The sequence below is a fragment of the Candidatus Enterovibrio escicola genome (assembly GCF_002464935.1).
GTDB lineage: Bacteria > Pseudomonadota > Gammaproteobacteria > Enterobacterales > Vibrionaceae > Enterovibrio > Enterovibrio escicola.
In genome coordinates, this window is record NZ_NBYY01000009.1 from 337,514 (window position 1) to 363,945 (window position 26,432).

The window sequence follows — 26,432 nt, forward strand, 5'->3', positions numbered from 1 at the left end:
TCAAGTGGCGAGATTCTACCGAAATTAACAGCTACTCGCTATCCTCCGTTACGGAATTTATTAAAAAAGACTCTGCGAGAGGTATATCAAAGACACGAATAAGGGTTGGAGTCACTTCCACCTTTTGTTCCAATCTACGAAAAAAATGACGGGCGATAGCCACTCCCACGCCACTGGCCAATAGTGAAGATAGGATAACGGTGCCCTCACCTCCAGCTACCCTTGTCGTTAAATACTGTCCAAAAAATGCCCCTGCTATCATAAACAGCAATGGCACAATATAAACAATCATTATAGATTTCAATATGGTTTGTTCTTCAAAGCCGATTTCGACTAGGCTTCCTGCACGTACAGGTGTCAATGCCAAAACACGGATATCCAGTACTTTTTCAAGAAACTTTTGACCAACAATACCGCAGTGATTTACCGATAGACAATCTTCACAATTAGGTTTTTGATGACAAATCACCGTAATGTAACCTTCGCCACTGCCTGTGACTTCGGCCAATGTAGTCATCATTAGTTCTGTACCTCATCATTCGCCATATTTATTTTCGGTGTTATGACGAGAGGATTAAAGCGGACAGATTCCGCAACTTTCTTTGCAGTTCTTGGTGGAATATCTCCGACCACCATAATTTCTGCATTTCCCTCAACGTGACTATGCAATATTATGCTTCCTTTGCGAACCAAGTGCTCACGTACAGAAAGTTCATCGGCTTCAGCAAAGTAAACAGAGAATCTGAATAAGCCGTCGCTAAACATCTGGCTTTCCACCGTACGTTCGGTAATTAGCCCACGATTACTATAGATAGGCTCGAATCCGTTCGGTAGCACCGTGACTTGCCACTGTAGGTCTGTCTTCGATTGTTTCGGTAAATATACTACTTGCGGTAATTCAAAACTTGCGAGCTGGCTCATAGCTTTGCTTATCTGTGACGAAACAATCAGGGATAACACGCGATACTGTTCTATTGGGTCACCATCACGATCTAGTATATCAGCCCGCAAGAGTAAATAGTTTTGTTGGTTAATCCAAAGCAAATAAGAGTAACGTTCTCCGTCTTTGGGTGATACTCGCACGATATCACACGGAACACCAGTCTCTCGAGCACTCCCCAACGGTACAAAATCATACAACATCGCAAGACGATCAATATTAGTTTGCATAATAGCTGGTAAAGGTGCCACCATTTGGGTGTGTGCAACCATAAACGGGTCTATATTCGGCTCAAAATAACTTACTTCATCACCACGACGGATAACTTCACGAAGTGGTCCACTAAGATAGGCAATGTGTCCGAAAGACTTGCCATCAACTAAGGCATGACGATAGCGAAGAGGTTCGATACTATTTTTTCTAACTAATATATAAGATAACTCGTAGTTTAGGTGAACAATAGCATGATTCATTTGACGCAATAATACTTCAGCGGGGTTATTTTCTACCGTGGCATGTGTAACTAGGCTGATCAGTGCAACAAAACCGATCAAGATGAGTTTCATCAATCTTGTGTTCCCACTGTTAATGTTAGTAAATCGTCTTTTTCTACTATTTTATCAGTATTCAAACGGAGCCGAAACTCGTAGTCTTGGAATATCGCGTTGATACGACGACGTTGTCCCCTTGCTTGCTCTTCACTGAACGGGCTTTGCTGCGATTCTCTACTCAAACTTACTGGTTCAGCGGAACTGGAAAGAGGGATTGTTAACAACACGGGGGGTTGTATTCCCTCCAGCATAGAATCAGTGACAGTATCAGCATTGTATTTCTGCACACAAATAATCACAGCTAAAGATATCGTTGCAGCCATACTGATCTTGGTTAGTTGTTCGAGCCAAAATTGGATGCCATGACGTGCAATATTTTGTATCGTTTTAGGTACTTGAATGAACGTCAAACCCTCAACCTGTTGCATACTGTATGTTTGTTCTTTTTCTAACGCCACAGCCACATCGTAGGAAATATTCCAGTTCATGTCTTTAGGCATATCTCCCCGCATCACATCTCGTGTAATGCTAAAGCTTTTCCATGCCTCTTGCGCAGACACATCGTTTCCTAGCTCTTCAATCGGACTGAGAACTGTAATATCACCATCAAATAATGCAGAGAGGTTCTTTTTTCCAGCCATTTATTTCACCGTTATAAACAGGTCATTCTGTTAGTGGTTCACTATCGGACGAACACATTTATCTACCGCTTCCCTAGCTCGAAAAATACGTGAACGCACTGTTCCTACCGGACAGTCCATCACTACCGCAATATCTTCGTAGCTTAAACCATCGATTTCACGCAGAGTAATTGCTGTTTTCAGATCGTCGGGCAATCCATCTATAGTGCTAAAAACGACCTGCTTTAGTTGCTCTGACAGCATAAGATTCTCAGGGTTCGATATTTCTTTTAATGCACCACCATTTTCGTAGTTTTCAGCCTCTTCGGCATTAATATCACTGGATGGTGGGCGTCGACTCTGAGCAACCAAATAATTCTTTGCTGTATTGACTGCAATACGATATAACCACGTATAAAAAGCACTTTCTCCACGAAAACTCGGCAAAGAACGATATGCTTTAATAAAGGCCTCTTGAGCAACATCTGGTACATCTCCACTATTATTTACATAGCGTGAAATAAGGCTACATACCTTACTTTGATATTTGATGACCAAAAAATTAAACGCCTGCTTATCTCCGTTTCTTACACGTAAGATTAGCGCTTGATCAGTAAACTGCTCGCTCATTCGAGCATCTTCTCCTTGATTATTGGTACCAATACATAGACCACCCCAACACTTAGCCCTAAATTTAAGTCTGAAGTGTGATACTTTCCAATCAAGCTGCTAATGCCATTTCTTTAAAAATAACGGCAGGGTGCTTAACGCCTAAATATTTCTTAAACCAATGATTAATCCTTGCTTGAGCAAAGGTAATATCTTCATTCTTAATCCTTTTTAAGTCTGTCCCTTTCTTTACGTACTGTCTCAAAAGCCCATTAGCATTTTTATTTTCTACTCATTCCAATGAATGAGTTAAGGATGGACAAAGTAAATCAATTATCACTACGGTGATATCAGTTGCCGATTTCGATGCCCCTTTTTAGTTTTAAAAACGATCTTTACATTCTGATAGCATCACGATATCACCAATACCATTTTTACCTAAAACTGTATCAATTTCCCAATTACAAATTATTCCCGACTATCTACAACGATGACCACTCATTCATGAAGACCTCATTTTAAATGGTTGCACCTTTTTTTGGAGACCTTTCCGATATCATTTCTGTCCCTGCCTTGAATTACGATAACGCTTACCTCCTAACCGTTTATAGACTTCGACAAAACAATAAATCTCCTCATGGCTGACGGGCGTTCCTACATTAGTTGGTACGGGCGATATCTGCTCGGAACTCCAATCGTTTTCGAGCAACAAATGAACGAAAGTTTTTTGATCTGTTGGTCTCCTTGTAAGAAGAGAGCGTACCTCTTTCGGTAATTGCTTTCTTTTCCTAGGATAAACCTTAATTGTCGCAGTTTTTATTTAAATTCAGGACCTTTCGGTTTAATGTCTGTTTTTGGTATTTTTTAACGCCTTGAAACTACCATAAACGCTCATGCCTAAAACAAAGAGTTATTGAAAGAATGAACACAGCACAGTGTGTGCGTTTGCAGGTAATAAAAAGTTCCCACCAAACAGCCACCATTCAAGTTCTTTCACAAACTAGAATACTAAGTTATGATCTTATCAGCATTCATTATCTTTAGCATTCTGACTCTCAATTTTTCTGGGCGACACTTTCCTTCCGACATCATCTTCTGTCAGCGTTCACCAAAGGTGGCTTGACTAGGTCTTTGTGAGATTAAACACGTCGAGATAGGATTGCTTGCGAATCACTGATGACACTACATCGCTAATGACATCCAATGCAGACAGCCCATGTTTCTTACATGGTTTCTACCACGAACAGAACGCGTGAACGAAACTGTTCTCCTCGATAAGAGCTGGTACCGAAGCAGATTTTCCGCATGATTCTGCTGCCCCGAATACACCGCTCAGCTTCATTATTAGTCAAAGGTACACGTTTATGATGAAGGAAAACCCAGAGTCCCTGTTCGTGCTTCAAGATATAGACAAACTTTCCAGCAAACCAAGATGTTAGGATATGTTCGCCTTTTCTTAACCAATCCAAAAGGTTTTTACTAATACGAAACATTCGGCGCCGCCACTCGATATCGGGAATTTCTCCTTGCTCATAGCAGTGCTGAATTTGAAATACCGGATGGCAGAACAAGACGTTTGCTAATATGAGACGTTAAACCTCCACCGCTATGCTCCGCCATTTGTTGTAAATTGCAGGTGACATGTGCCCAACAGAACTGGTGGCACATAGGATCTAGCTAGTTATAACTACCACATTGATCGGTTATTACTATCGCATGGCACTATTCATCCAGCATTTCTTTTGCTGTTTCCGCATTGATGACGATAACGAATAGTCTGATATACCACATCACTGCCACTGAGGAGAAAAACCCATCGGGTAGCCGCGTCCACATTTTATTTGTGCGTTGTTTCATCTATATGAATAACAGCGGATTTTTTACATGGTAAGGCAACGCCTGATGCAACGACGTTAACGTACTACTGACTTGTCCTTGGGTTTAACTAACCTGATCGGCTCATAAGAAATGAACTAAATGCCAAAGTTGCGATCTGATCGTTAAAAAACTACTGACTGCATAAGGACTTGAGCATGAATAACTTAGACGCTATTTTCGTCGATGCCGACAATTTCTGCTAGACCTTCCTTCCTGCATGAAAAAATACCTAATTCCTTCCGGTATCAAACAAAGAAACAAGCCTTCTCGCCTCTCAGTTAGCGAAGTGATGACGATAGTGATAGCGTTCCATCAATCGAAGTATCAAAACTTAAAAATCCATTACATCCACTTTGTTTGGTACTATCTCACCAACGAATTTCCTAAATTAGTTAGCTACACGAAGATGCTTAAGCTCATGCAAGGTATTCTGGTTTTGCTTTGCTCTTACCTCACTCACCGTCAGGCAAGACCGATAGAGATTGCCTTTGTTGATTCGTCCAAGCTATAGGTTTGTCACAACCTACGCATTTTTAGACATCAGGTCTTCAAAGGTACCGCGAAGCGAGGAAAAGGAACGATGGGGTGTTTCTACCATTTCAGATTACACTTTATTATCAATGATTAAGGTACATTATTTCAGTCAAAGTGACACGGCTAACGTGGATGATAAAAAGCCTGTGTAGGAAACGGCTGACGAGCTTCAGGGTGTGTATACGGAGATAAATGTCATATCTCTTGTCCATTGGAGCGGGAACTTGCAGACAAGGGAGTGACACTAATCATGGGTATGAAAAAGAATATGAAACCAAAAGTGATGAGACTTTGGAACCTCCTGATGCTCCGGAAACAATTTATTATTGAAATGGTTTTTAACCAATGAAAACACATATCCCGAATCGAACAGTCTCGGCACCGTAGTTGTATCAGTTTTATAGTCAACCTGCTGGTGGGGCTCATCACGCATTCATTTCAACCAAGGAAGCTGAGCATCAGGATAACTCGGCTTGATAAGCAAGCACTTATGCAGATCTGAGGTTAAGTTATTCATGCTCAAATCCTTATGCAGTCAGTAGTTTTTTAACGATCAGATCACGACTTTGGCATTTAGTTCATTTCTTATGTGTAGCTCAGGTTAAGCTATAAGGCAATGGTAACTTGTTCCAAATCGCAGTAGTATCCACTAGTCGAAACTGTGTATCCTCATTTAGATTGTTTGGCAATACCACCAACGCCAATGCTTGCCCATCGTCAAATCTGTATCCGGATAAAATAGTACCACCTGAACGCCAGTTACCTCGAACACTTCGCTCCATTACTCCACCTGCTTTTGGTGAGAAATTAGCTTCACCTTGCAGCAAGTATGTAGTGCGTTTATTAATGCCGCGATATTTGGCACGTGCAATCATTTCTTGTCCAGTATAACACCCTTTCTTAAAGCTGATAGCACCCAATATTTGCAAGTTAAGCGATTGAGGTATGAATTTGTTAGTGGTGACATCGGTTAACGATGGAATCGCAGCACGTAGTTCCAGAAGATCCCAAAAGGCTGCATCACTCAATATTGCATGTTTTTCCAGTTTATCCAGTAGGTGGCCTGCTTCGGATGCTCCTATAGCCAATAGCCAGCGGTTTCGTTCAATCCGTACTACAGTACCCGTTTGAGTAGCACGTACATTGCCGTTACCCATGTAGAGAGAAAACATCGTTTGATCTGCTTTATTACCAACTACGCCAAGTAGTACTTGATCACTAATTTCAAAGCTGACTTTTGAAAAGATGGCGTATTTCTTCAATTCAGTTAATTGCCTTTCAGCGATTAATGTAGGTTGAGTGAAGGCAATACCACCTTCGTGATGAAATAGACGAAGAGTCGACCATACCATACCTTTTGCATCGCAGTGAGCTGAAAGGGTTGAATTGATTTTATCCATCGATACCAAATCACAGGTTAACTGTCCTTGAAGGTAATCAATGGTATCTTCCCCTTTAGCAATAACAAGGGTGATGGTATCAAGAGCAATTACTGACAGCGGTGGCAGTTCACTGTCAGAAGAAAGGGCTAGTCGGGGAAAAGAATGCATGTCGTACCAGTTGGTCATGGTGTTTCTCACTTAAATGTTAGGATCATTATCTTAATGCTGTGATTAAAAAAAGTCAGCAAGAGACATGAAATAGGATTGCAGTAGTTGAGGTCCTTAGATCACAAGGTAAGAATACGTTTAGCTATGTAAATAGCACGGCAGGTAACGTACTGATACTATTCATTCTAATTATTATTGAAATGTATGAGGTAATAATCTTGTCCATAGAAGCCAAATCAAAAATTAGGTGGACGTGTCGTCGTGGTATGTTAGAGTTAGATCTGATCATCATGCCGTTTTTTGAAGAGTGTTTTGATGATCTGACCGAGTTAGAACAGCAGAGTTTTATTGCGTTGCTTGAGTGTGATGATCCAGACTTGTTTACTTGGTTGATAGGACGATCCGGAAATGATGTACATGCTCTTGGCGCAATAATAAAAAATATTATCGCACATAACCGAAGTAAACTACGCTGACGTGATCTGCGCATAAGAAATGAACTAAATGCCAAAGTTGCGATCTGATCGTTTAAAAAACTATTGCCTGCATAAGGACTTGGGCATGAATAACTTAGACACTGTTTTGTTGATATCGACGACTTTTGCCAAACTTTTATCCCTGCATGGGAAAAACACCTAATTTCTTCCGAAGTCAAACAAAAAAACAAGCCTTCTCACCTCTTAGTTAGCGCAGTGATGCTAATAGTGATAGTGATAGCTTTCCATCAATCTGGGTATCGAGAATTCAAAACCTATTACATCCACTTTGTTTGCCTCTACCTCACCAACAAATTTCCTGAATTAACCTCAGATCTGCATAAGCGCTTGCTTATGCAGATCTGAGGTTATTCACCGCCTAGCCAAACTTACGGGATCGCGTTCGTTGACTCAACCAAGCTACCTAGATTTTATCGAAAAGTTCTCTCAGTGATCTAATGCCAGTTCGGAAAGTCTACCAGATTGAACTGGCGTTGTTGATTAGATCAGGTCTATAACGCACTGATCTCATTTTTTTCTACAGTCTTAATTTGTTTGCTGGCAAATAGGCATACCTAGTCTTAGAACCTTGTAGATCACTTTCATATTTGCCAGCATTTCACCAACTTGAGCATTGTAATCACGAAGAATAAGTTTAGGGCTTAGCAACTGTTTATAGCGAAATATAGCTATTTCTGCTAATGAGTGTTTGTGATAATCCCTGTTCTTTTTCCACTATGCCAGTTTGTCATCTTTTAACGCCTTTAGAGCTTAATTTCTAGGATGGATTTTCTCCCAGTATCCCACGTTGCTTCGAGGTGGAATACTGGAGGTTATTCCTTTGTTTTTCAGTACGTGGTGACATGCTCGTATATCATAGGCTCCATCAGCACTGATTTATTGTATCTTTCATCGTAATGGATTAAGCGATATAGGTAAAACCTCATTGTCACCCACAGAAACTAGGCTAACTTCTGCAGCCATAATACCATGCGTAGACAAATCAACGGCAAGATGAAGTTTTCGCCAGATACGCCACTTGTCCTTATCGTATTTACGTGTTTTCTATTAACCTTCGACGTATACCTTTAGGCCTGTGACATGAATAACGACGTGGGTGATAGCTCCTTGACTCGGTAAACTGTACTTAACTTATAAGGTCTTCGAACGCATTACTAATGCAGGTGTATGTTAGGGATTGAAGCGGGACATTCATCAACATAAAAACAGAATTAAGAAAACCTTCTAATCCACAAAGTGGGCGCTTGAAAATACCTTTTACCATCAGTGCCGTTGCAATCTCGGTATCCGAAAATATAAACCCACAGCCGTGATGATTTAGACAATGCCATGCGTTAATGACAGCTACGTTTATCCAAAAAGTGACTGAACCTCATTTTACTAATGCTTAGATTATATTATTTCCAGTTGCTTATCTTATGCTTGGCCTTTCCCTTTCCCATCATCACCTCCCGCTTAACTACATGATGATCCGATCGTAAGAACTGAGATTGGTTCAGATATTTTGGAAACAACGCCCTAGAAGATTGTCATGTATCCAATAAGGTGATCTCCGTACAAAACGAGTTTTTATTCATGCTGTATAACTTCGGCTAGAAATCTTTACATATGCATTGGTGCACATCAAAATAACCGAGTTGTCAGTTATGCTGCCGCATCCCCCAACTTATTGGATACATAAGCTAGAAAACTATTAAATGGGCTCAGACCATTTGGTATCTTTATTGGAAAGCATATTGTGTTTAATTAGTTGAATTAGACTTAGTCTATTAACTATAAAATATGAGTATATATGCATATTAATAATCTCTCTTACATACGTTTCCTTTTGATTTTAATTATTTTATTATTCTCATTTAATAATTCATTAGCGAGTGATTACTTTAGAGCCGACAGTCGTACTCCAAATGAGATAATCAGAAGTAACGGTTTAGTATCTCGAGGTCATGACAATGTATACGAATACGGAACGCCTCAAAATATAAGTTTATATAACCATGCATTAGGAAATGTTCTGACAGGGAATACACGGTTTAATGATGGATACATATCCACTACAAATACACTCACGCTTGCTCACAATTTCGGACAAAATTTGCTTGGTGGCCAATCTGTATACTATATATACGTTATTGCTTCCGCACCCAATATATTCGATCTCAATGGTGTGCTTGGACGTTATTCTCCCCACCCAAGTGAATATGAGTTTTCCGCTCTAGGAGGTGTTCCGTTGAGCCAAATTATTGGCTGGTACAGAGTTAGTTTTGGTGTTGTTGATGTATCAATGTCACGTAATCCTGCATATTATCGAACTCTATTTCGGGCGTTGGATATAGCACCCACTGAGGATGGATATAGATTGGCTGGATTCCCTGATGGACATAGGGCATGGAGAGAAGAACCATGGAGAAATCATGCTCCTGCTCAGTGTAGATCAGACTTAAAAAGTCTTACGTGTAAAGAAGAAACTAATTCTTTGTCTGAGAAATCTTTAAGAAACTATAAGGATATGATAGTCAGGTATTCTATATTAATAGCTCTAATCACCACTGGTGATATTTGATTTGAAAATTAATCTGTTTAACTAATGGTTGTTGATTTTGAGTATCCAATCGCTTTCCTATTAAATCGTTTTAAATAGGCGTTATTAATGAACAAATGCCAATACCTCTAATGAGGAGTGTACGACTCATAAGATACAACAATATAATTGTTATGAGTAGAACAGACCGATGAGCATGGATTTAATAAAAAAGCCTATAATTTTGTTAAAGTTTTATGGTGTAAATAAAGAAACACCACTTAATGCTGAAATTAATTTAAATAAAGATCAAGGTTCTCTAATTCTTTGTTTATTAAATCCATTTCTATCACTTTTATTAATAGTGACTATCAGATAGAATAGGGAAGTGGATAAGGTTTATGATAAACCCAGAGTTCATGATCTATCTAAACGGAAATAACTTCAAAACTAGATAAGTATTTCTTTTCCAAGTTAAGTGCTTTTAAGGCTTGGTTGATTATATAATTAAGGTTAGTCCTGTTATGCTAAGATTTATTTATTGTACATTTTTCTTGTTATTATCATCTTACTCCCAAGCTATGGGAGAGGATGGAACTATCCAAGATAAATCGGATCGTTCTTTTGATGAAATGAATGTCACAATAACCTCAGTGAAAGCTACTGACCAAAATAAGTGTCTTGTAGGTTATAAATGGGCCCATACTACTGTTCCCGTTTACGGTATATGGCTATGTAATGATTATAAGGGGCAAAATATGTTTTCAGTTGCAAAGTTGGCATATCTTTCAAACACCAACGTAAAATTAAGTGTGATTGCAGGTCCTTGGCCTAAAACGGTTGTTGCTATCGAAACTTGGCACAAATAGACTTAGAGATCCATTCACGTATTCTATCCGTGGTGAAGACCTGTGAGAAACGTGGGCTGTCTGCATTGGATGTCATTAGCGATGTAGTATCATCGGTAATACGTAAGCAATCCTATTCCGATATGTTTAATCTCATAAAAACCGAGTCAAGCCACCTCTGGTGAACGCTGATAGTTTATGTAGACTCAAGCACGTTCAATAGGAAACGCTATCACCTCATTAATATGGGTTTTACCCAATGCAAGCATAATGAGTCGATCGATACCTAATGCCACACCGGCACAGTCGGATAGGCCGAAGTGAATTGCATCAATCAAATGATGATCGATAGGTTGAATATTGCGACCAATATCCACACGTCTTTTGTTATCTTTTTCGAAGCGAGCCAATTGTTCATTTGCGTTATCCAGTTCATAGAAACCGTTTGCCAGTTCAACACCTTGGTAATACACTTCAAACCGAGCGGCAACGCGAGAATCTCCTTCACAAACTCTTGCCGACGCTGCTTGTGATACGGGGAAGTCATAAACAAACGCAGGTACAGATCTGCCAATCTTTGCTTCCACTCCCTCGTTAAATAGCAGTTGTATCAAGGTGTCTCGATCTTCCTCGTTGTCTGCAATATCCAACACTCCAAGAGTTGTGGCTACCCTTTTAAGGTCAGTTATTGAAGCTTCAAGTGGACACACTCCTAATATTCGCTTAAATATCCCTTGATAGGTCATGCGATCTGCGGTAGAGGTACCCAGTATTGTGTGCAATAATGAATCTATTTCAGTCATTAAGGCATGATGGTCAAAACTCGGTCTATACCATTCGAGGATCATAAATTCTGGGTTGTGGTAACGTCCTACTTCTTCATTTCTGAATGATTTGCAAATTTGATAGATAGCACCACTTCCTGCTGCAAGTAGACGTTTCATGTGGAACTCAGGGCTCGTAATCATGTACAAGGGAATACCGTGTATATGCCCCTGCCCCACAAACTCTGTGCAGAACGTGTGCAGATGGATATCGGTTACGGCAGCATGACTCATAGCTGGGGTGTCTACTTCCAGTACATCACGCTCTAAAAAAAACTGCCGGATCTTCCGAATCAAGAGTGCTCGTGTTTTTAAGGTATCAATATTTGAGGTTGGACGCCATTGGTTTGTCATAAAAAATCACGGTTATCATAATGAGAATTATTATGTCTCTGGAGACTTTAGATTAGGAATCTACACGAGTGTTGTTGATTAAGTAAAGCCTATAATGCACTGATCCCATTCTTTTTTACAGTCTTAATTTGTATACTTGCTCGCCAGCAAACAAATTGAAACTGTAAAAAAGAATGGGATCAGTGCATTATAGGCTTTACTTAATCAACAACACCGCACCTAAGACTTTAATTCGGAAAAATATATTTTTAAGCAAATAAATAGGATTTTAATGAAAATGAGTTCTAGTGACCTAATACAGATTATATCAGAAGACAATTCAGTTTATGCAATTTTTGATGATAATAAGTCCTGTGAAATAAAATCTAAAAACATAATTTTACATTCTCCATCTGAACATATAATTGCATTTAATGAAGATGAAGTGTTAAAAGCAATAACAAAAATAGATGAACTAAAGAACAATGGACTTTATCTGGGTGGGTATATTTCTTATGAGGCCGGATATTCTTTTGTTGATAAAAGAATCTCTACAAGTAAGAAAGGAAGCTCACAACCACTAGTAAATTTTTACGCATTCACTGAGATGGTTAAGTTATCTAAAAGTAACTTGAATAGATTACTAATAGATTCTCTAAAAAAGGATAATCAAAGATTATCCATACATAATCTTACTCTTAACGAGAGTAAAGATAAATACAATAACTCAATAAATAAAATAATCGAATATATAACGTCTGGTGATACGTACCAAGTTAACTACACTTTAAAATATAAGTTCGACTTAGAAGGATCTCCTTTAGCATTGTATGCTAGCTTACGAAATAGGCAAAGTGTTAATTATGGAGCCTTCTTAAACTTTAAGAAAGAGAAAATACTGTCTATTTCTCCAGAATTGTTTATCGAGAAATATGCAAAATCAATCAAATCAAAACCCATGAAAGGTACAGCTAGAAGAGGTGATAGTGTTGAGGAAGATAATAGGATAATTCACTTCATGAGGAACGACCCTAAAACAATATCTGAAAATATAATAATTGTAGATTTGATCAGGAATGATTTAGGTAGGATATGTGATTCAGGAAGCATTAAAGTTGAAAATGTATTTGAAATTCAATCATTCGAAACTGTTCATCAAATGGTATCTACAGTTAGAGGAAAAATTGATGAAAATATCTCATTCCTCAATGTGATGAAGGGAATTTTTCCATGTGGATCAATTACCGGAGCTCCAAAGTTAAGAACGATGGAGATCATAAACGAGTTAGAATCCGAAGATCGCGGAGTCTATACTGGAGCAATAGGATTCATAATACCAAATAACAATTTCTGCTTTAATGTTCCAATTAGGACAATCAGAACACTAAATGGGAAATGTGAAATGGGTATAGGGAGTGGAATAACATCTGATAGTCACGCTGAAAAAGAATTCGATGAATGCTTACTAAAGGCAAAGTTTTTAACTGAAAGAAATGATAAATTTTATTTAATATAAACACATTAAGTTTAATGTTATTGAAAGAGTTTTTTATAATCCAGGACATCACTTAAATAGGTTAGGTAGATCAACTATGATTTTAAATTTCATTTATAATGACAATGTCATATTTAATAAGCTTACTGATATAACACTAAATTTAAAAGAAAGTATTCATGAATACTTACGTAAATATATACTAGGACGACAAATCAAAAATAACTCATTAACCTATTATTTAATTCATTGGATATAATGACGTATATATAAATAATGTAAATATTAACTATAGTTCTGTTTATTAGTACCATAAAACGTCGATGAGAAAACTATATGAATATGAATATAAATATCTATTAACAATGGATTATATGACGTTATCTTTTGAATGAAATTGGTACAGTTGTGGAAGCAAGTCGTCATAATGTTTCTATCAAGAAAGATAGATATCTATTCACACTACCTTGCTCGTCTGGGAATTTAAATGGTATTTATAGATAGGACTTAATATCTAATAATTTTATTTTTGAAAAAGAGATTAGTGTTAAGGAGTTATTTGATGCTGATAAAATGTATCTTACTAATCCAGCTATAGGTATAGTAGATATAAGTTCGTGTAAAGACATGGAGAACTAAAATGCTTTGCTTGATTGATAATTATGATTCATTCACTTATAACATTGTCCAATATCTACAAATACTAGGTGGGAAACCTTTAGTTATTAAAAATGATGAAATGACTATTCAAGAAATAATGGATATTCCACCTAGCAAACTTATTATATCACCAGGACCATGCACTCCAAAGGAGTCGGGGGTTTCTCTTGGTCTTATATCTCATTTAAGAGGAAAGATTCCAATCTTAGGTGTATGTCTTGGTCATCAAGTTATAGCTGAAGCATTTGGAGGAAAAGTAGTTCTATCAAGACGTGTTATGCACGGTAAAGTATCCGAAATTAAACACAACAATAAGGGAGTTTTTAAGGGAGTTCCATGTCCATTTAAAGTCAATAGATATCATTCATTAATAGTGGAAAGAGAATCTTTACCAAAAGATCTGGAAATAACGGCATGGTGTGAAAGTGACGATTATGGGTTTGAAATAATGGGTTTGAGGCATGCAAGATATGATATAGAAGGTGTTCAATTTCATCCAGAGTCTATTTTTACTGAATTTGGACTGAAAATTATAAAAACATTTCTTTATAGAAAATATGGGCGTTGCTGATTAAATTAAGCTTATAATACACTGATCCAACTATTTTTACAGTCTTAATTTATTTGCTAGCGAACAGGCATACCGAGTTTTATAACTCTGTCCATCGCTTTCATATTTACCAACGATTCACCAACTTGAGCATTCTAATTACGAAGGGTGAGTTGAGGGCTGAGCAACTGTTTATAGCAAAATATTGCTGTCTCTGCTAATGAGCTTTTGTGATAATCCCTGTCCTTTTTCCACTCCACTCGTTTATTATCTTTCAACGCCTTTAGCGCTTCATTTTTAGGATGCCCTTCCTCCCAGTACCCCGAGTTGCTTCGAGGTGGAATACTGGGTGTTATTTCTTTGTTTTTAGTACGTGGTGACATGTTTTTGTGTAAGAAGCTCCATCAGCACTTACTTGCTGTATCTTACATCGTAATGGGTTAAGCAATGTAGATAAAACAGCACTGTCACCCACAGAAACTGGGCTAACTTCTGCAAGAATAACCGCATGAGTAGACAAATCAACGCAAGATGAAGTTTGCGTCAGATATTTCACTTCTCCTTACCATATTTACGCATTTCCCATTCATCTTAGTCATATATTTTTAAGCCTGTATCATCAATAACGACATGGTCGACAGCTCCTCGACTCAGCAAACGGTACTTAACTTCTACGGTCTTCGAACGTTTACTAATGTAAGTGTATGTAAGGGATTCCAGCGGAACATTCATCAACGTAAAAACCGCATTGAGAAAGTATTCTCATCCACGAAGGGGGAGCTTAAAAATACCTTTAACCATCAGTACAATCTTAATCAAGGTATCCGAAAATATAAACCCACGTCCGTGATGACCGTGATGCTTTAGACATTGCCATGCCTTAATGGCAGTGACGTATATCCAAAAAGTAACTTAGCATCGGTTTACTAATGCTTGTTATATTATTTCCAGTTGCTGATCTTGTGCTTGGCATGACCTCATTACCAAGGAGATAACTGGAGATTTTATGGCTCAGAGAAAGCTAACAAAAATCGTCATAGTTGGGAACTACCGTGCAGTTAAAAAGAAGTCAGTCAAAATTGGAGTATCGTTATTACTTATTACATCAGCTCAGCAACGTTGGTATTAAAGCAAGTAGTTGACGCAATCAGAGAACATTCTAGGATAGAATCCATGCACTATATCTTGGATCTTAGTATGCAAGAAGATGCTTTCCAGATTTATTGCGAGAATGCCATAGAAAACTTGATTGACCGTAAAACACATGACCTTAAATAACCTGATCTATGCATAAGAAATGAACTAAATACCCAAGTCGAGATTTAATCGTTTAAAAAACTATTGCCTGCATAAGGACTTCAGCATGAATAACTTAGACGCTATTTTCGTTGATATCGACGACTTCTGCTAGACTTTCCTACCTGCATGGGAAAAACACCTAATTTCTTCTGGTATCAAACAAAAAACAAGCTTTCTTACCTCTCAGTTAGCGAAGTGATGACCATAGTGATAGCTTTCTATCAATCTGGGTATCGATACTTCAAAAGCTATTACATCCACTTTATTTGTCGCTACCTCACCAACGAATCCCCTAAATTAGTTAGCTAAACGAGGATGCTTAATCTCATACAAGGTGTTCTGGTTCCGCTTTGTTCTTACCTCACTCACCGTCAGGCAAAGCCGACCGAGATTACCTTCGTTGATTCTTCCAAGCTACAGGTTTGTCACAACCTACGCATTCTCAGACATCATGTTTTTAAGGTACCAAGAAGCGAGGAAAAGGAACGATAAGGTGTTTCTACAGCTTCAAATTACACCTTATTATCAATAACTAAGCATTATCTCAGTTAAAGTTATGACGGCTAACGTGGATGATAGAAAGCCTGTATCAGAAATGGTTGACGAGCTTTGGGGGTGTTGATACGGAGATAAAGATTATATCTCTGGTCCATTGGAGCGGGAACTTGCAGGCTTTTTTTCAGTAACCAAACAGTGAATACGCATGCAGATGATCTAGACTTCCCTATGGAAAATAGGTAAGCCTAGATAACGAATTAGACAAGGAAGTCAGGAACCAAAATGGTTGGGCCACTATTTTCCTGTTTGTCAGGATAATCTATATTGTAATGTAGACCTCGGCTTTCCTTACGGGCCATCGCGCACCGCACCATAAGTTCGGCCACCTGAAGTAAATTACGTAATTCTAATAAATTGTTAGATACTCTAAAATTGCTGTAGTACTCATTAGTTTCTTGTTTTAGGAGTTCAATACGATGCAAAGCACGCTCAAGACGTTTTGTAGATCGGACAATACCGACATAGTCCCACATGAACAAACGCAGTTCATGCCAGTTGTGTTGAATCACCACTTCTTCATCGGAACAAGATACTAGGCTGTCATCCCAATGCGGGAGTTCTGTTGGGATTTCAGCAGTTGCGGCGTTAGCACCAATATGCATAGCTGCGGCCCAAGCATAAACAACACATTCTAACAGCGAGTTGGAAGCCATACGGTTTGAACCGTGAAGTCCGGTGTAACTGACTTCACCGATAGCATATAGCCCATTCAAATCTGTTTTTCCATTTTTATCGACCATGACACCACCACAAGTGTAGTGCGCGGCAGGAACAATTGGAATAACATCTTTGGTTAGATCAAAACCATATGTTCTTAATTTTCCGTAAATTGTTGGAAAATGCTTTGTAATGAACATGGAATCCTTGTGACTGATGTCGAGGTACATACAGTCGGCACCTAAACGTTTCATTTCATAATCAATCGTGCGGGCAACCACATCACGAGGTGCTAACTCACAACGCTTATCAAAGTCAGGCATAAAGCGTGTGCCATCAGGGCGTCTTAGGTAGGCACCTTCACCACGTAATGCTTCTGTAAGAAGGAAGTTGCGTGCTTCTGGGTGGAATAGGCAAGTAGGATGGAACTGGTTGAATTCAAGATTGGCAACTCTACAACCTGCACGCCATGCCATGGCAATACCGTCTCCTGAAGAGACATCAGGATTAGAGGTGTATTGGTATACCTTGGAGGCGCCACCAGTCGCCAGCACAACGAATTTAGCACGCACAGTTTCTACGAGTTCACGATCTCGATTCCACACATAGGCACCTAAAACGCGGTTCGAGCCCATAATACCAATCTTCTTACGTGTGATAAGGTCGAGCGCGTTATGACGTTCCAGTACGGAGATATTTGGGTACTGAAGAATGTTTTCCTGCAAGGATGTTTGTACCGCCATGCCTGTTGCATCTGCAGTATGCAGAATGCGACGATGACTATGACCGCCTTCACGAGTTAGGTGGTATTTAGGGAGGTTATCGTTATCATTGTCTTCTCGATCAAAAGGCACACCTCCATCAATTAACCATTGCACACACTCTTTAGCATTTTCGGCAATAAAATTAACCACATTTTCATCGCAAATCCCGTCACCTGCCATTCTCGTGTCTTGCGCGTGTGATTCTGTCGAGTCACTTTCGTCAAATACCGCAGCAATCCCGCCCTGCGCGTAGGAGGTAGCCCCTTCACTGCTAAGTCCTTTACTCAAAACCAGCACTTTCTGGCTAGGTGCGAGATGCAGTGCTAAAGAAAGTCCCGCAGCACCGCTGCCTATAATCAGTACGTCACAAATTTTTTCTCGTTGATTGCTCATTAACTATGTATTCCTTCAACGCGAGCTAAATGATTTCCACGATTTATAATCGCTTCCTTCGAGACAGCGTGCTTTTCTCAGACCAACTAAAGAGAGTTTACACTAATCTTGAATGTTGGAGAATATTTAGATAATACTGTATATGATGAAATGAATACTTTCTGTACACTAACGTTAGCGCATATCATTGAGTAGATGATTATAGAGTATAATGCTCAATGGCGTTGTTTCCCCAAGGGGGCATTATCCGTATCAAGATTTGGAAATAATACCCTAATTGCCACAGTGACAATGGCGCGTACATAATAAGAACGATGAAGACCAATTTATCAAACAGGGCTACACATTAGGTGAAGCTTATCCTTATACGGTTACAGCGATTTATCATTACATCATGACAACATCAAATTGCTCGTGGGTATATTGTTGTTTAACATAGACTTTCACTTGTTTACCAATAAAAACTTCAAGTTCTGCAACTACATGTGATTTTTCACCTTTGAGAGCTTCACCAACTTCGGATGAGGCATAAATCACAAATTTATCTGCATCATTCGTGTGCTTAACGCGCGTAATTTCACGTAAAACTTCATAACATACCGTCTCCACAGTTTTCACTGTGCCACGACCGACACACGTAGGACACTGTTTACAGAGGACGTGTTCGATGCTTTCCCGTGTACGTTTACGTGTCATTTCAACCAAACCAAGCTGAGTAAAACCATTGATGCTTGTTTTTACTCGGTCTTTCAATAACGCTTGTTTCAAAGCTTGCAGCACACGTTGACGATGTTCATCGATATTCATATCGATGAAATCAATGACAATAATTCCTCCCAAGTTCCGTAAGCGAAGTTGACGGGCAATTGCACCCGTTGCCTCAATATTAGTATTGAAGATTGTCTCTTCGAGATTACGACGTCCCACAAACGCACCCGTATTGATATCAATGGTTATCATAGCTTCTGTTTGGTCGATGATGAGATAGCCACCGGACTTCATTTCCACCTTACGATCCAATGAACGTTGAATTTCATTTTCAGCATCATACATGTCGAAGAGTGGTTTATCTCCAATATAGAGTTCCAGTTTATGATTGAGCTCAGGTGCAAATTCTTCACTGAATTCTCTCAGAACATTTAAGGTGCTACGTGAATCAACTCGAATAATCTCTATTTCAGAGTAGAGAAAATCACGCAAAATTCGCTGGGCAAGCCCCAACTCACTGTACAGCATTGATGTAGACAAACACTTACTGCATCGTTCTAGAACTTTATTCCATAAGCATTTTAAAAAAGCAGCATCATGCGCCATTTCTGAAGCAGACGCACCCTCTGCCGCCGTACGGATAATAAAGCCACCCAAGTCATCACAGTATTCAGATACAATATACTTCAACCGCGCACGTTCGGCGTCATTTTCGATACGTTGTGACACACCTACGTGGGATATCCTTGGCATCAAAACTAAATAACGAGACGATAAGGTAATGTTTGTCGTTAAACGAGCCCCTTTTGTTCCAAGATGATCTTTAACCACTTGCACCACAATATCCTGACCTTGTCTAACAAGCTCTGAGATATTTCTTACTTGGAACTGCTGTTTTTCGTTTTCTGACACGCACTCAGTGCGTGGAATAATGTCGGAGGCATGCAGGAAAGCGGATTTATCAAAGCCAATGTCGACAAACGCAGCCTGCATACCAGGTAACACGCGACTAACTTTTCCCTTGTATATATTTCCAACGATGCCAAGCTTTGCTTCTCGTTCAATATGAATTTCCTGAAGACTGCTACCTTCAATCATTGCAACACGTGTTTCCGTCGGAGTTACATTGATCAATAATTCTGCACCCATATATTTTCACCACGTAATTCTTTAAATTAGGTTAACAGCGCATCTGTATTCAAATAACACTAGGACAATTAGCACATGATAGCTGCCATCTATCACATATCACGAAACGACCTATTAACCCATGAGTAGCCTAGTCAACACGAGCTACAAATAGAAAAAAACTAAATGCCAAAGTCACGATTTGATCTGTTAAATCCAATAATCAGTCATACAAGGACTTGAGCATGAATAATTTAGACGCTGTTTGCACTGATGTCGACGATTTCTGTCAGGCTTTCCCTTTTGCTTAGAAAAACATCGGATTTCAGGTGCCAAAATAAGAAATAAACCTTCTCAGCTTTCAATCAGTGAGGTCATTACGATTATTACCTATTTCCATCAATCTGGATTGTCGTGACTTTAAAACGTATTATGTGCAACTTTTCTGCCGTCACCTAACAATATGATATCCTGATTTAGGGGTAGACAGGGAATTAGTAAATTATCCTACGCTAAGGGCTTGGCCAACGGTACTCTCCAGTTAATGCAATGTGCTCCCAACCCAAGGGCGATATATGCTGATGAAGCTTGTCATCAACCTCTATACCTTGTCTTCTAAGGGTTCCTACTGCTTTTTCCAAGTAGATTATATTCCAAAGAACAATTGCCGCTGTGACTAGATTTAAGCCGCTGGCGCTGTAGCGCTGTTGCTCAAAACTACGGTCTCTAATTTCACCCAGTTGGTTAAAAAAAACGGCACGTGCAAGCGCATTACGAGCTTCACCTTTGTTTAAACCCACTTGGACTCGTCGTCTGAGCTCCGGACTTTGAATCCACTCCAGCATGAATAACGTACGCTCAAGCCGCCCAAACTCCCTTAGCGCGAGTGCTAGACCGTTTTGCCTCGGGTAACTTCCTAGCTTGCGCAAGATTAGAGACGCGCTCACAGATCCCTGTCTAATTGATGAGGCAAGCCTTAATATGTCATCCCAATAGTCTTCGATGAGTTTAATGTTGAGTTTCTGACCTATCATTGAAGACAATGCTGGAAGATCCTTTAAAATCGAGGCTGAAACAAATAGCTGCTTATCATTTAGATCTCTTATCCTTGGGGCAAAGCGAAAGCCAAGTAAATGGGTTAGCGCAAACACATGATCAGTAAACCCAGCCGTATCGGTATAGTATTCCTCTATGTCTGAGTTCAGACTCATGATAGAGAAGCCCGTCTAACACGTGGGTAGAATTACGTATTGCAGTGCTAATATTTTGAACATAGTAAGGAGCGTATTGGTCAGATATATGAGTATAAATCTGTGAACCTGCTTTTTGACCATATTTAAGATTAACCCGTCCACCGTAACTACCACGAGCACCAACCTTAAAATTTTGGCCGTCAGATAACGATGTGGTGCCATCCCCCCAAACGTCAGAATATGAGTGACGTGACTGAAAATTAACTATCTCAGCTAACGCCCCCGAGTACGTTTCATCTCTGACATACCAGGCTTGAAGCCAAGCTAGCTTAGAATAAGTGGTGCAAGGGCAGGCCTCAGACTTTTTGCTTAAACCTAAGTTAATAGCATCTGCCAAAACCGTAGTCAGTAGCTATGTTCTGTCGGGCGCTTCTTTGCCTGTTTTTAAGTGGTTAAACTGCTTCGTAAAGCCTGTCCACTGGTCAATCTCTGCCAACAAGTCAGTGATTTTAATGTGTGGAAAAAGCCCTACAACCTTTGAAGCTAGAAGTTCGGTCTCATACGGAACAAGGCGTTTGAGTGATGAGACCCGCAAACCACTTTCAGAGATTGAGGCATCCGGTAATTCGCCCTTAGAAGCTAAGTCATTGATAGTTCCTAAGTTTTTGTTGAGTGTTAATAATCGCTCCTCAAGATAGCTCTCGCATCGAGGATCAATACTAACAGGTAAGGAGCGGTTCTTTTCCAGATTACGATATTCTGCTAGAAGCATCATATAATCATAAAAGTCCTTGAATTGACGCGAACTGGTAATGTAAATATCCCCTGATTGTAATGCGGCTTTCAATTGAGTTAACGCACATATTTCATAGTAGTGTCTGTCGATAAGACCGTTGGTTGATACCACCGGTTTCCAGCGTTTAGGAATAAATTTTAACGGGGTATTGCTCGGCACACTACGTGTGTTTTCATTATTCATCTGCTGTATTGTTTTTATTGCTTGTAGCAAATCAGAGGCTGATGGTGCCGCCTTTAAATTGAGAATATTCAACATGGCCGGTGTATAGCGCCGTAATGTTCGATAGCCGTCAGCTACAAAGTGCAAAACATCATAGTTGTTGCTAGTAGTAAGTTGTGTGGCCTTGCCAAGGCTATTTTCAAACTGGCTCCAGGGCATTACATTTTCTATTGCATCAAATGGGTTCATCCCTTCCCGTTTAGCCGTGATCAGCGCTTGCCCTCTTTTCTGGAACTGATTGAGCTGGTGATGAATATCTTTTGACGACTGCTGTAGCTTCTTTGTTTGCGTTCGTTTTGCTTTATTGAAAATCTGGTTAATAAAGCGATCATGTAAATCTACTATCTGATCTATCAGGGTTGCGCGAGCTTCAACTGCAATTGCAGCTAACGTGGCATAGAGTCTGTTCGATTCGAATTTTGATAAATCCTTAGTCGTCATCTTCCCTCCCTCACGGGAGATTTTTAACAATCGATTTTGATGTATAAGTCGGCCTAAGCCATCAGGCAAATCAAGACCTTCAACGACGGAAAGTCGTTCTATGTGTAATAAGATATGTTTTGTATTTGCCTTCAATGGAGGTTGGCGCAGCCATACTAGTGTCGAAGTATGAGTTTTATCATGATAATCTAATAAACTGTTTAATGCTGTTTTTTGATTTTTAGTCAGTGCATTTGTAAGTGTCGAATAAACCCGCTTGCGTCCTGCAGTTAATGATTTAATACAAACACGCTCAATGACCGAAATCGAGGGAACTAAAACTCCCTCATGGCGAAGCCAAATAACCATGGCTCTAGCCAGTTCTATGCCTTTATCAGTTCGAGTTGCTAGCTCTGTTAAGTATTCAGTCACTCTTTCTCGGAGAACTGTTGTAAATGGAGTTAAATCGAAAAATTCATATAATTCCTTAAAGTGCTCCCATCGAGTCGTTGGTCGTTCACTGTAATCGTGCCACTTACTCACATCGATCTTAAGATTCTTGGCCACCATCGTAACTAAATTTGCGTTAGGCATTACACCAACTTCGATTACTGCACTAGTGTAATCGAGATAACAAAGCTGAAGGGCAAATCCAAGTTTGTTTGCATCACCTCGTCGTTTATCGATGAGATCTTTTTCTTTTTGTGTGAATGACGTTAACCGAATTAGCGTCGATTCATCGCCCGGAATACTTTTTAGCTCCTCACGCTCTAGTTGAGTTAACAATGGTTGTTTGCGTGGCATGCAAACTTTCCTCTATTGTAAAAACGTTCGTTTGTGCAACGGTTATTAACGCAAGGCAGAATAAAGGTTTGCGCGTTGCACAAAGACATTGCAAAATAAAAACAAATGGCAACAGGTTATCGCAACAATGAAATGTGGTTACGCACGAATATCAACTCAAGATCAAAACACCCAAGTACAGGTAGCAGCGCTCTTGAGCGCTGGGTGCAAACTGGTCTTCGAGAAACAAGCCTCTGGCGGCCGCTGGGATCGACCTGAGTTACACCGTCTGCTTGAGCAATTGCGCCCACGTCGATACGGTGGTAGTTTGGAAACTAGACCGACTATCGCGGTCATTAAAAGATTTACTAACGATCTTAGAAAAAATAGAAATTGCTGGGGCGACCTTTTTGAGTCTCACAGAATCAATCGATACCTCAGCCCCTGCTGGACGTTTGATGATGCAGATAGTGGGTTCGTTTGCTGAATTTAAACGAGCTACACTTCGAGAACGTACAAAAAATGGTCTAGATGCCGCCAGAAAAGAAGGGCGCGTTGGTGGGCGTCGGCCGAAACTAACCAAACAACAGCAAGACGAAATAGTCTCATTGGTTACGTCTGGTAAAAAACAGGCGCTGATGCGGCCAGGTTGTTTCAAGTACATCCGTCTACAGTTAGTCGTCTTTTAACAAAAGACAAATAAATTTTACCTGTACCATCCCCGAACTTTTAAAAAAGCTAGGTTTTAAGGTTGGCGATTGAAGAGAAAGTACGTGTTATTTTGTGTTTTTAAATCCTTAACGTAGGATAATTTACTAATTCCCTGTCTACCCCATTTAGTCCGCTATACACAAATGATTAAGTTAGTGCAAAGTCCTTTTCTTCCTATCTGTTTTATCTGACACACCTCCAAGACAAATCTACTGGCACCACGTTCGTTGATTCAAACCAAACTACAGGTCTATCACAATTTTCGTATTCCACAATAGTACGGGGTTGAGGGGGTATTTACACAAGGTAAGGCGACGATGGGAGGTTTTTATGACTTTCAACCCTAGGTTTAAATAATAATGCTGCTTCTTGCCCTAAAATTGCTCAAGATCCATCGACGACTAATCGTAAGCAAGCAATCAAAGACAAGATAGAAACAGATCAGAGATCTTTCGTTCATTTGTTGCTCGAAAACGATTAAAATCTAAAGCAAATATCACACGTACATGCTAATACAGGAATCACCGTCAACCATGAGTAAATGTATTGTTTTGTCGCAGTCGATAAACGGCAAAGAGGTAAACTCTACCATCACTTACGGCAGGAACATAAACGAGATCGCTAAGGTCGCAAAGAAAGGTGCCCACCATTAAAAATAAAGTCTTCATTGATGAACAACCCTCGTTTGCAGATGGTCGAGAACGGTTTGATAATTGGAAAATTAGTACAATTTTAGGTAAAATAATACTGGTGCTATCGTCACTATATTAGAATGTAAAAGTCATTCTTATTTGATTAAGAAAGTAGCATAAAAACGGGAAACTGATATCACCTAAGCGACAATTAATCTGCTGATACCATAGGTGTTGTTGCCCAGATATCTGAACTAATCACAATTCCTAGAATCAAATAATCATGGAGTTAAACAGGAGGTAATGATGGGAAAAGCCAAGCACAAGATCAGCAACTGGAAACAATATAATTAAGCATTAGCAAACCTTGTTTCAGTCATTTTTTAGATACCGTGATTGAAACGGCACTTATGGTAAAAGGTATGTTTAAGCTTCCACTTCGTAGATTTAAAGGCTTTCTCCATTCAGTTTTCACGTTGATGAACGTCCTACTGAAATCCCTTAAATCCACCTGCATTAATAATGTGTTAGAAGACCATAAAAGTTAAGTAACCTGAGCTGCGCATAAGAAATTAACTAAATGCCAAAGGCGCGATCTGATTATTTAAAAAAAACTATCCACTGCATAAGGACTTTGCCATGCATAACTTATAACGCTGTTTTCGTCGATGTCGACGACTTTTGCCAGACGTTCCTCCCTGCACGGGAGGAAACACCTAATTTCTTCCGGTGTCAAACAAAGAAACAAACCTTCTCGCCTCTCCATTAACGAAATTATGACGCTAGTGATAGTTTTCTATAAATCGGAGTATCGAGAATTTAAAATTTATTACATTCACTTTGTTTGTCGCTACCTCACCAACAAATTTCCTACATTAGTCAGTTACACGCAAATTCTCAAGCTCATGTAAAGTCTTCTGGATCTACTTTGCTCTTACCTCATTCACCGTCAGGTGAGGCCGACAAGGATTGCCCTCGTTGCTTCGTCTAAGCCACAGGTTTATCACAACCTACGCATTCTCAGACATCAGGTTTTTAAAGGTACCTCTAAGCGAGGAAAAGGAACAATGGGGTGGTTCTACGGCTTCAAATTACACCTTATTAACCTCAGATCTGCATAGGTAAGCGCTTAGGCAGATCTGAGGTTAATAACAATGCTCAAGTTAGTGAAACGCTATCAAATATAAAAGCGATAAACGAAGTTATAAGACTCGGTATGCCTGTTCGCCTGCAGATAAATTAAGACTGTAAAAAAGATTTGGATCAGCGTGTTATAGGAATAATTCAATCAACACCTCCTGGTTGTTGTATAACAAATAGCCTTCCGACTCTCTTATTAATCATTTTAATCTAGCAGATAAGTGTACTATTTTATAGCGCTATTTATTTGATTCGAAATAAGTCCCCCACCCATCATAATCAATGCTGTGTTTTTCAGCCAGCGCAACCAGCTTTCCAACTTGCCCATCGATACGATCTGCATTTAGCACTGTTTCCATTATGGCGTCAAAACAAATCATCCTGCTGCCATTTTTCACTTCCAGTTCTTTTACTTCAAAACCCAATTTGAATGCCTCCACCACTACACTATCCATCTCAGCATAGGTGCTTGTTGCCGACAGGTGGTGCTCAATTGTATAAAGTGCTGACGGATCACTGCCATCTTCAAGCAATGCAGCAATTATTCCTCTCGTTTCACTTTTTTGTTCTTTAATAATGTCCGTGTAAGACATTGTATAACTCTAGACTGAGAAAACA

General features: G+C 39.5%; 18 protein-coding genes and 8 pseudogenes. 13 read left to right on the plus strand and 13 right to left on the minus strand.

The annotated features are described in order from the left end of the window. Window positions 1-31: 31 nt before the first annotated feature. The 5 genes from BTN49_RS03180 to BTN49_RS03200 all read right to left on the minus strand — a co-directional run bounded on the left by BTN49_RS03180 (window position 32) and on the right by BTN49_RS03200 (window position 4,291). Window positions 32-520 (minus strand): SoxR reducing system RseC family protein, encoded by a 489-nt coding sequence (locus BTN49_RS03180; protein ID WP_097355968.1) that lies wholly within the window; start codon window positions 518-520, stop codon window positions 32-34. Further along, a complete protein-coding gene (gene rseB / locus BTN49_RS03185; RefSeq protein WP_097355969.1) occupies window positions 520-1,506 on the minus strand; it encodes a sigma-E factor regulatory protein RseB in 987 nt (328 codons plus the stop codon). The genes BTN49_RS03180 and rseB overlap by 1 nt, the downstream gene beginning before the upstream one ends. Continuing rightward, window positions 1,506-2,132, minus strand: a complete 627-nt coding sequence (locus BTN49_RS03190) for an RseA family anti-sigma factor (protein ID WP_097355970.1) — start codon at window positions 2,130-2,132, stop codon at window positions 1,506-1,508. The genes rseB and BTN49_RS03190 overlap by 1 nt, the downstream gene beginning before the upstream one ends. A gap of 30 nt (window positions 2,133-2,162) precedes the next feature. Next, the gene (rpoE, locus tag BTN49_RS03195; RefSeq protein WP_097355971.1) at window positions 2,163-2,741 is read right to left on the minus strand and encodes an RNA polymerase sigma factor RpoE; all 579 of its coding nucleotides are present in this window, start codon (window positions 2,739-2,741) and stop codon (window positions 2,163-2,165) included. 1,202 nt (window positions 2,742-3,943) lie between these two features. Further along, on the minus strand, window positions 3,944-4,291 hold the full coding sequence (locus BTN49_RS03200; protein ID WP_146679056.1) for an IS66 family transposase: 348 nt from the start codon (window positions 4,289-4,291) through the stop codon (window positions 3,944-3,946). 462 nt (window positions 4,292-4,753) lie between these two features. Between BTN49_RS03200 and BTN49_RS21815 the strand changes: the two are divergent. After that, window positions 4,754-5,634 (plus strand): annotated as a pseudogene (locus BTN49_RS21815) (IS982 family transposase). A gap of 94 nt (window positions 5,635-5,728) precedes the next feature. Here BTN49_RS21815 and ygfZ read toward each other — a convergent pair. Beyond that, window positions 5,729-6,700: a tRNA-modifying protein YgfZ gene (gene ygfZ, locus BTN49_RS03210; protein ID WP_097355973.1), complete on the minus strand. Its 972-nt coding sequence runs from the start codon at window positions 6,698-6,700 to the stop codon at window positions 5,729-5,731. A 197-nt stretch (window positions 6,701-6,897) separates the two neighbouring features. Here ygfZ and BTN49_RS03215 point away from each other — a divergent pair, with 197 nt between their 5' ends. Further along, complete coding sequence (locus tag BTN49_RS03215) at window positions 6,898-7,158, plus strand: FAD assembly factor SdhE (protein WP_097356065.1); 261 nt, start codon at window positions 6,898-6,900, stop codon at window positions 7,156-7,158. A gap of 219 nt (window positions 7,159-7,377) precedes the next feature. After that, window positions 7,378-7,524 (plus strand): hypothetical protein, encoded by a 147-nt coding sequence (locus tag BTN49_RS13775; protein ID WP_158523591.1) that lies wholly within the window; start codon window positions 7,378-7,380, stop codon window positions 7,522-7,524. A 180-nt stretch (window positions 7,525-7,704) separates the two neighbouring features. Here BTN49_RS13775 and BTN49_RS03220 read toward each other — a convergent pair. After that, window positions 7,705-8,555 (minus strand): annotated as a pseudogene (locus BTN49_RS03220) (IS5 family transposase). A 416-nt stretch (window positions 8,556-8,971) separates the two neighbouring features. Between BTN49_RS03220 and BTN49_RS03225 the strand changes: the two are divergent. Both BTN49_RS03225 and BTN49_RS03230 read left to right on the plus strand, forming a co-directional pair. Then, window positions 8,972-9,742, plus strand: a complete 771-nt coding sequence (locus tag BTN49_RS03225; RefSeq protein WP_097355974.1) for an enterotoxin A family protein — start codon at window positions 8,972-8,974, stop codon at window positions 9,740-9,742. Between the two features lie 449 nt (window positions 9,743-10,191). After that, the gene (locus BTN49_RS03230; protein WP_146679058.1) at window positions 10,192-10,569 is read left to right on the plus strand and encodes a hypothetical protein; all 378 of its coding nucleotides are present in this window, start codon (window positions 10,192-10,194) and stop codon (window positions 10,567-10,569) included. A 185-nt stretch (window positions 10,570-10,754) separates the two neighbouring features. Here BTN49_RS03230 and epmA read toward each other — a convergent pair whose 3' ends face one another. Beyond that, window positions 10,755-11,726, minus strand: a complete 972-nt coding sequence (epmA, locus tag BTN49_RS03235; protein WP_097355976.1) for an elongation factor P--(R)-beta-lysine ligase — start codon at window positions 11,724-11,726, stop codon at window positions 10,755-10,757. Window positions 11,727-12,003: 277 nt separating this feature from the next. Between epmA and pabB the strand changes: the two genes are divergently transcribed. Next, complete coding sequence (pabB, locus tag BTN49_RS03240; protein ID WP_158523592.1) at window positions 12,004-13,221, plus strand: aminodeoxychorismate synthase component I; 1,218 nt, start codon at window positions 12,004-12,006, stop codon at window positions 13,219-13,221. A gap of 619 nt (window positions 13,222-13,840) precedes the next feature. Beyond that, window positions 13,841-14,431 (plus strand): anthranilate synthase component II, encoded by a 591-nt coding sequence (locus BTN49_RS03245; protein WP_097355978.1) that lies wholly within the window; start codon window positions 13,841-13,843, stop codon window positions 14,429-14,431. Window positions 14,432-14,487: 56 nt separating this feature from the next. Here BTN49_RS03245 and BTN49_RS03250 read toward each other — a convergent pair. After that, window positions 14,488-15,369, minus strand: a pseudogene (locus BTN49_RS03250) (IS5 family transposase). Window positions 15,370-15,773: 404 nt separating this feature from the next. On the opposite strand from BTN49_RS03250, the pseudogene BTN49_RS21820 reads away from it, so the two are divergent. Next, window positions 15,774-16,328 (plus strand): annotated as a pseudogene (locus tag BTN49_RS21820) (transposase); the annotation flags it as partial. A 136-nt stretch (window positions 16,329-16,464) separates the two neighbouring features. Here the strand turns inward: BTN49_RS21820 and nadB are convergent. Together nadB and rng are read right to left on the minus strand one after the other, a co-directional pair. Next, complete coding sequence (nadB, locus tag BTN49_RS03260) at window positions 16,465-18,081, minus strand: L-aspartate oxidase (protein WP_097355980.1); 1,617 nt, start codon at window positions 18,079-18,081, stop codon at window positions 16,465-16,467. 387 nt (window positions 18,082-18,468) lie between these two features. Beyond that, entirely contained in the window at window positions 18,469-19,938 is a 1,470-nt protein-coding gene (gene rng, locus BTN49_RS03265) for a ribonuclease G (protein WP_097355981.1), read from the minus strand. A gap of 224 nt (window positions 19,939-20,162) precedes the next feature. Between rng and BTN49_RS21825 the strand changes: the two are divergent. Next, a pseudogene (locus BTN49_RS21825) lies at window positions 20,163-20,378 on the plus strand (IS982 family transposase); the annotation flags it as partial. 51 nt (window positions 20,379-20,429) lie between these two features. Here BTN49_RS21825 and BTN49_RS03270 read toward each other — a convergent pair. Continuing rightward, window positions 20,430-23,352, minus strand: a pseudogene (locus BTN49_RS03270) (Tn3 family transposase). Between the two features lie 127 nt (window positions 23,353-23,479). On the opposite strand from BTN49_RS03270, the pseudogene BTN49_RS18900 reads away from it, so the two are divergent. From BTN49_RS18900 to BTN49_RS21830, 4 genes and pseudogenes are all read left to right on the plus strand, one after another. Then, a pseudogene (locus tag BTN49_RS18900) lies at window positions 23,480-23,602 on the plus strand (recombinase family protein); the annotation flags it as partial. 22 nt (window positions 23,603-23,624) lie between these two features. Then, window positions 23,625-24,020, plus strand: a complete 396-nt coding sequence (locus BTN49_RS03275) for a recombinase family protein (RefSeq protein WP_263363790.1) — start codon at window positions 23,625-23,627, stop codon at window positions 24,018-24,020. A gap of 1,010 nt (window positions 24,021-25,030) precedes the next feature. Beyond that, entirely contained in the window at window positions 25,031-25,222 is a 192-nt protein-coding gene (locus BTN49_RS20210) for a transposase (RefSeq protein WP_394349188.1), read from the plus strand. 95 nt (window positions 25,223-25,317) lie between these two features. Continuing rightward, window positions 25,318-25,777, plus strand: a pseudogene (locus BTN49_RS21830) (transposase); the annotation flags it as partial. Between the two features lie 276 nt (window positions 25,778-26,053). On the opposite strand, the gene rraB reads toward BTN49_RS21830, so the two are convergent. Further along, window positions 26,054-26,407, minus strand: coding sequence for a ribonuclease E inhibitor RraB (rraB, locus tag BTN49_RS03290; protein WP_097355984.1), 354 nt, complete (start codon window positions 26,405-26,407; stop codon window positions 26,054-26,056). Window positions 26,408-26,432: the final 25 nt, after the last annotated feature.

Bases quoted from the DNA above. Each gene is read 5' to 3' on its own strand.
- nadB (WP_097355980.1), bottom strand. From the start codon at position 18,081: ATGAGCAATCAACGAGAAAAAATTTGTGACGTACTGATTATAGGCAGC.
- rraB (WP_097355984.1), bottom strand. From the start codon at position 26,407: ATGTCTTACACGGACATTATTAAAGAACAAAAAAGTGAAACGAGAGGA.
- rseB (WP_097355969.1), bottom strand. From the start codon at position 1,506: ATGAAACTCATCTTGATCGGTTTTGTTGCACTGATCAGCCTAGTTACA.
- BTN49_RS03245 (WP_097355978.1), top strand. From the start codon at position 13,841: ATGCTTTGCTTGATTGATAATTATGATTCATTCACTTATAACATTGTC.
- ygfZ (WP_097355973.1), bottom strand. From the start codon at position 6,700: ATGACCAACTGGTACGACATGCATTCTTTTCCCCGACTAGCCCTTTCT.
- BTN49_RS03180 (WP_097355968.1), bottom strand. From the start codon at position 520: ATGATGACTACATTGGCCGAAGTCACAGGCAGTGGCGAAGGTTACATT.
- epmA (WP_097355976.1), bottom strand. From the start codon at position 11,726: ATGACAAACCAATGGCGTCCAACCTCAAATATTGATACCTTAAAAACA.
- pabB (WP_158523592.1), top strand. From the start codon at position 12,004: ATGAGTTCTAGTGACCTAATACAGATTATATCAGAAGACAATTCAGTT.
- BTN49_RS03190 (WP_097355970.1), bottom strand. From the start codon at position 2,132: ATGGCTGGAAAAAAGAACCTCTCTGCATTATTTGATGGTGATATTACA.
- rpoE (WP_097355971.1), bottom strand. From the start codon at position 2,741: ATGAGCGAGCAGTTTACTGATCAAGCGCTAATCTTACGTGTAAGAAAC.
- BTN49_RS03225 (WP_097355974.1), top strand. From the start codon at position 8,972: ATGCATATTAATAATCTCTCTTACATACGTTTCCTTTTGATTTTAATT.
- BTN49_RS13775 (WP_158523591.1), top strand. From the start codon at position 7,378: ATGCTAATAGTGATAGTGATAGCTTTCCATCAATCTGGGTATCGAGAA.
- rng (WP_097355981.1), bottom strand. From the start codon at position 19,938: ATGGGTGCAGAATTATTGATCAATGTAACTCCGACGGAAACACGTGTT.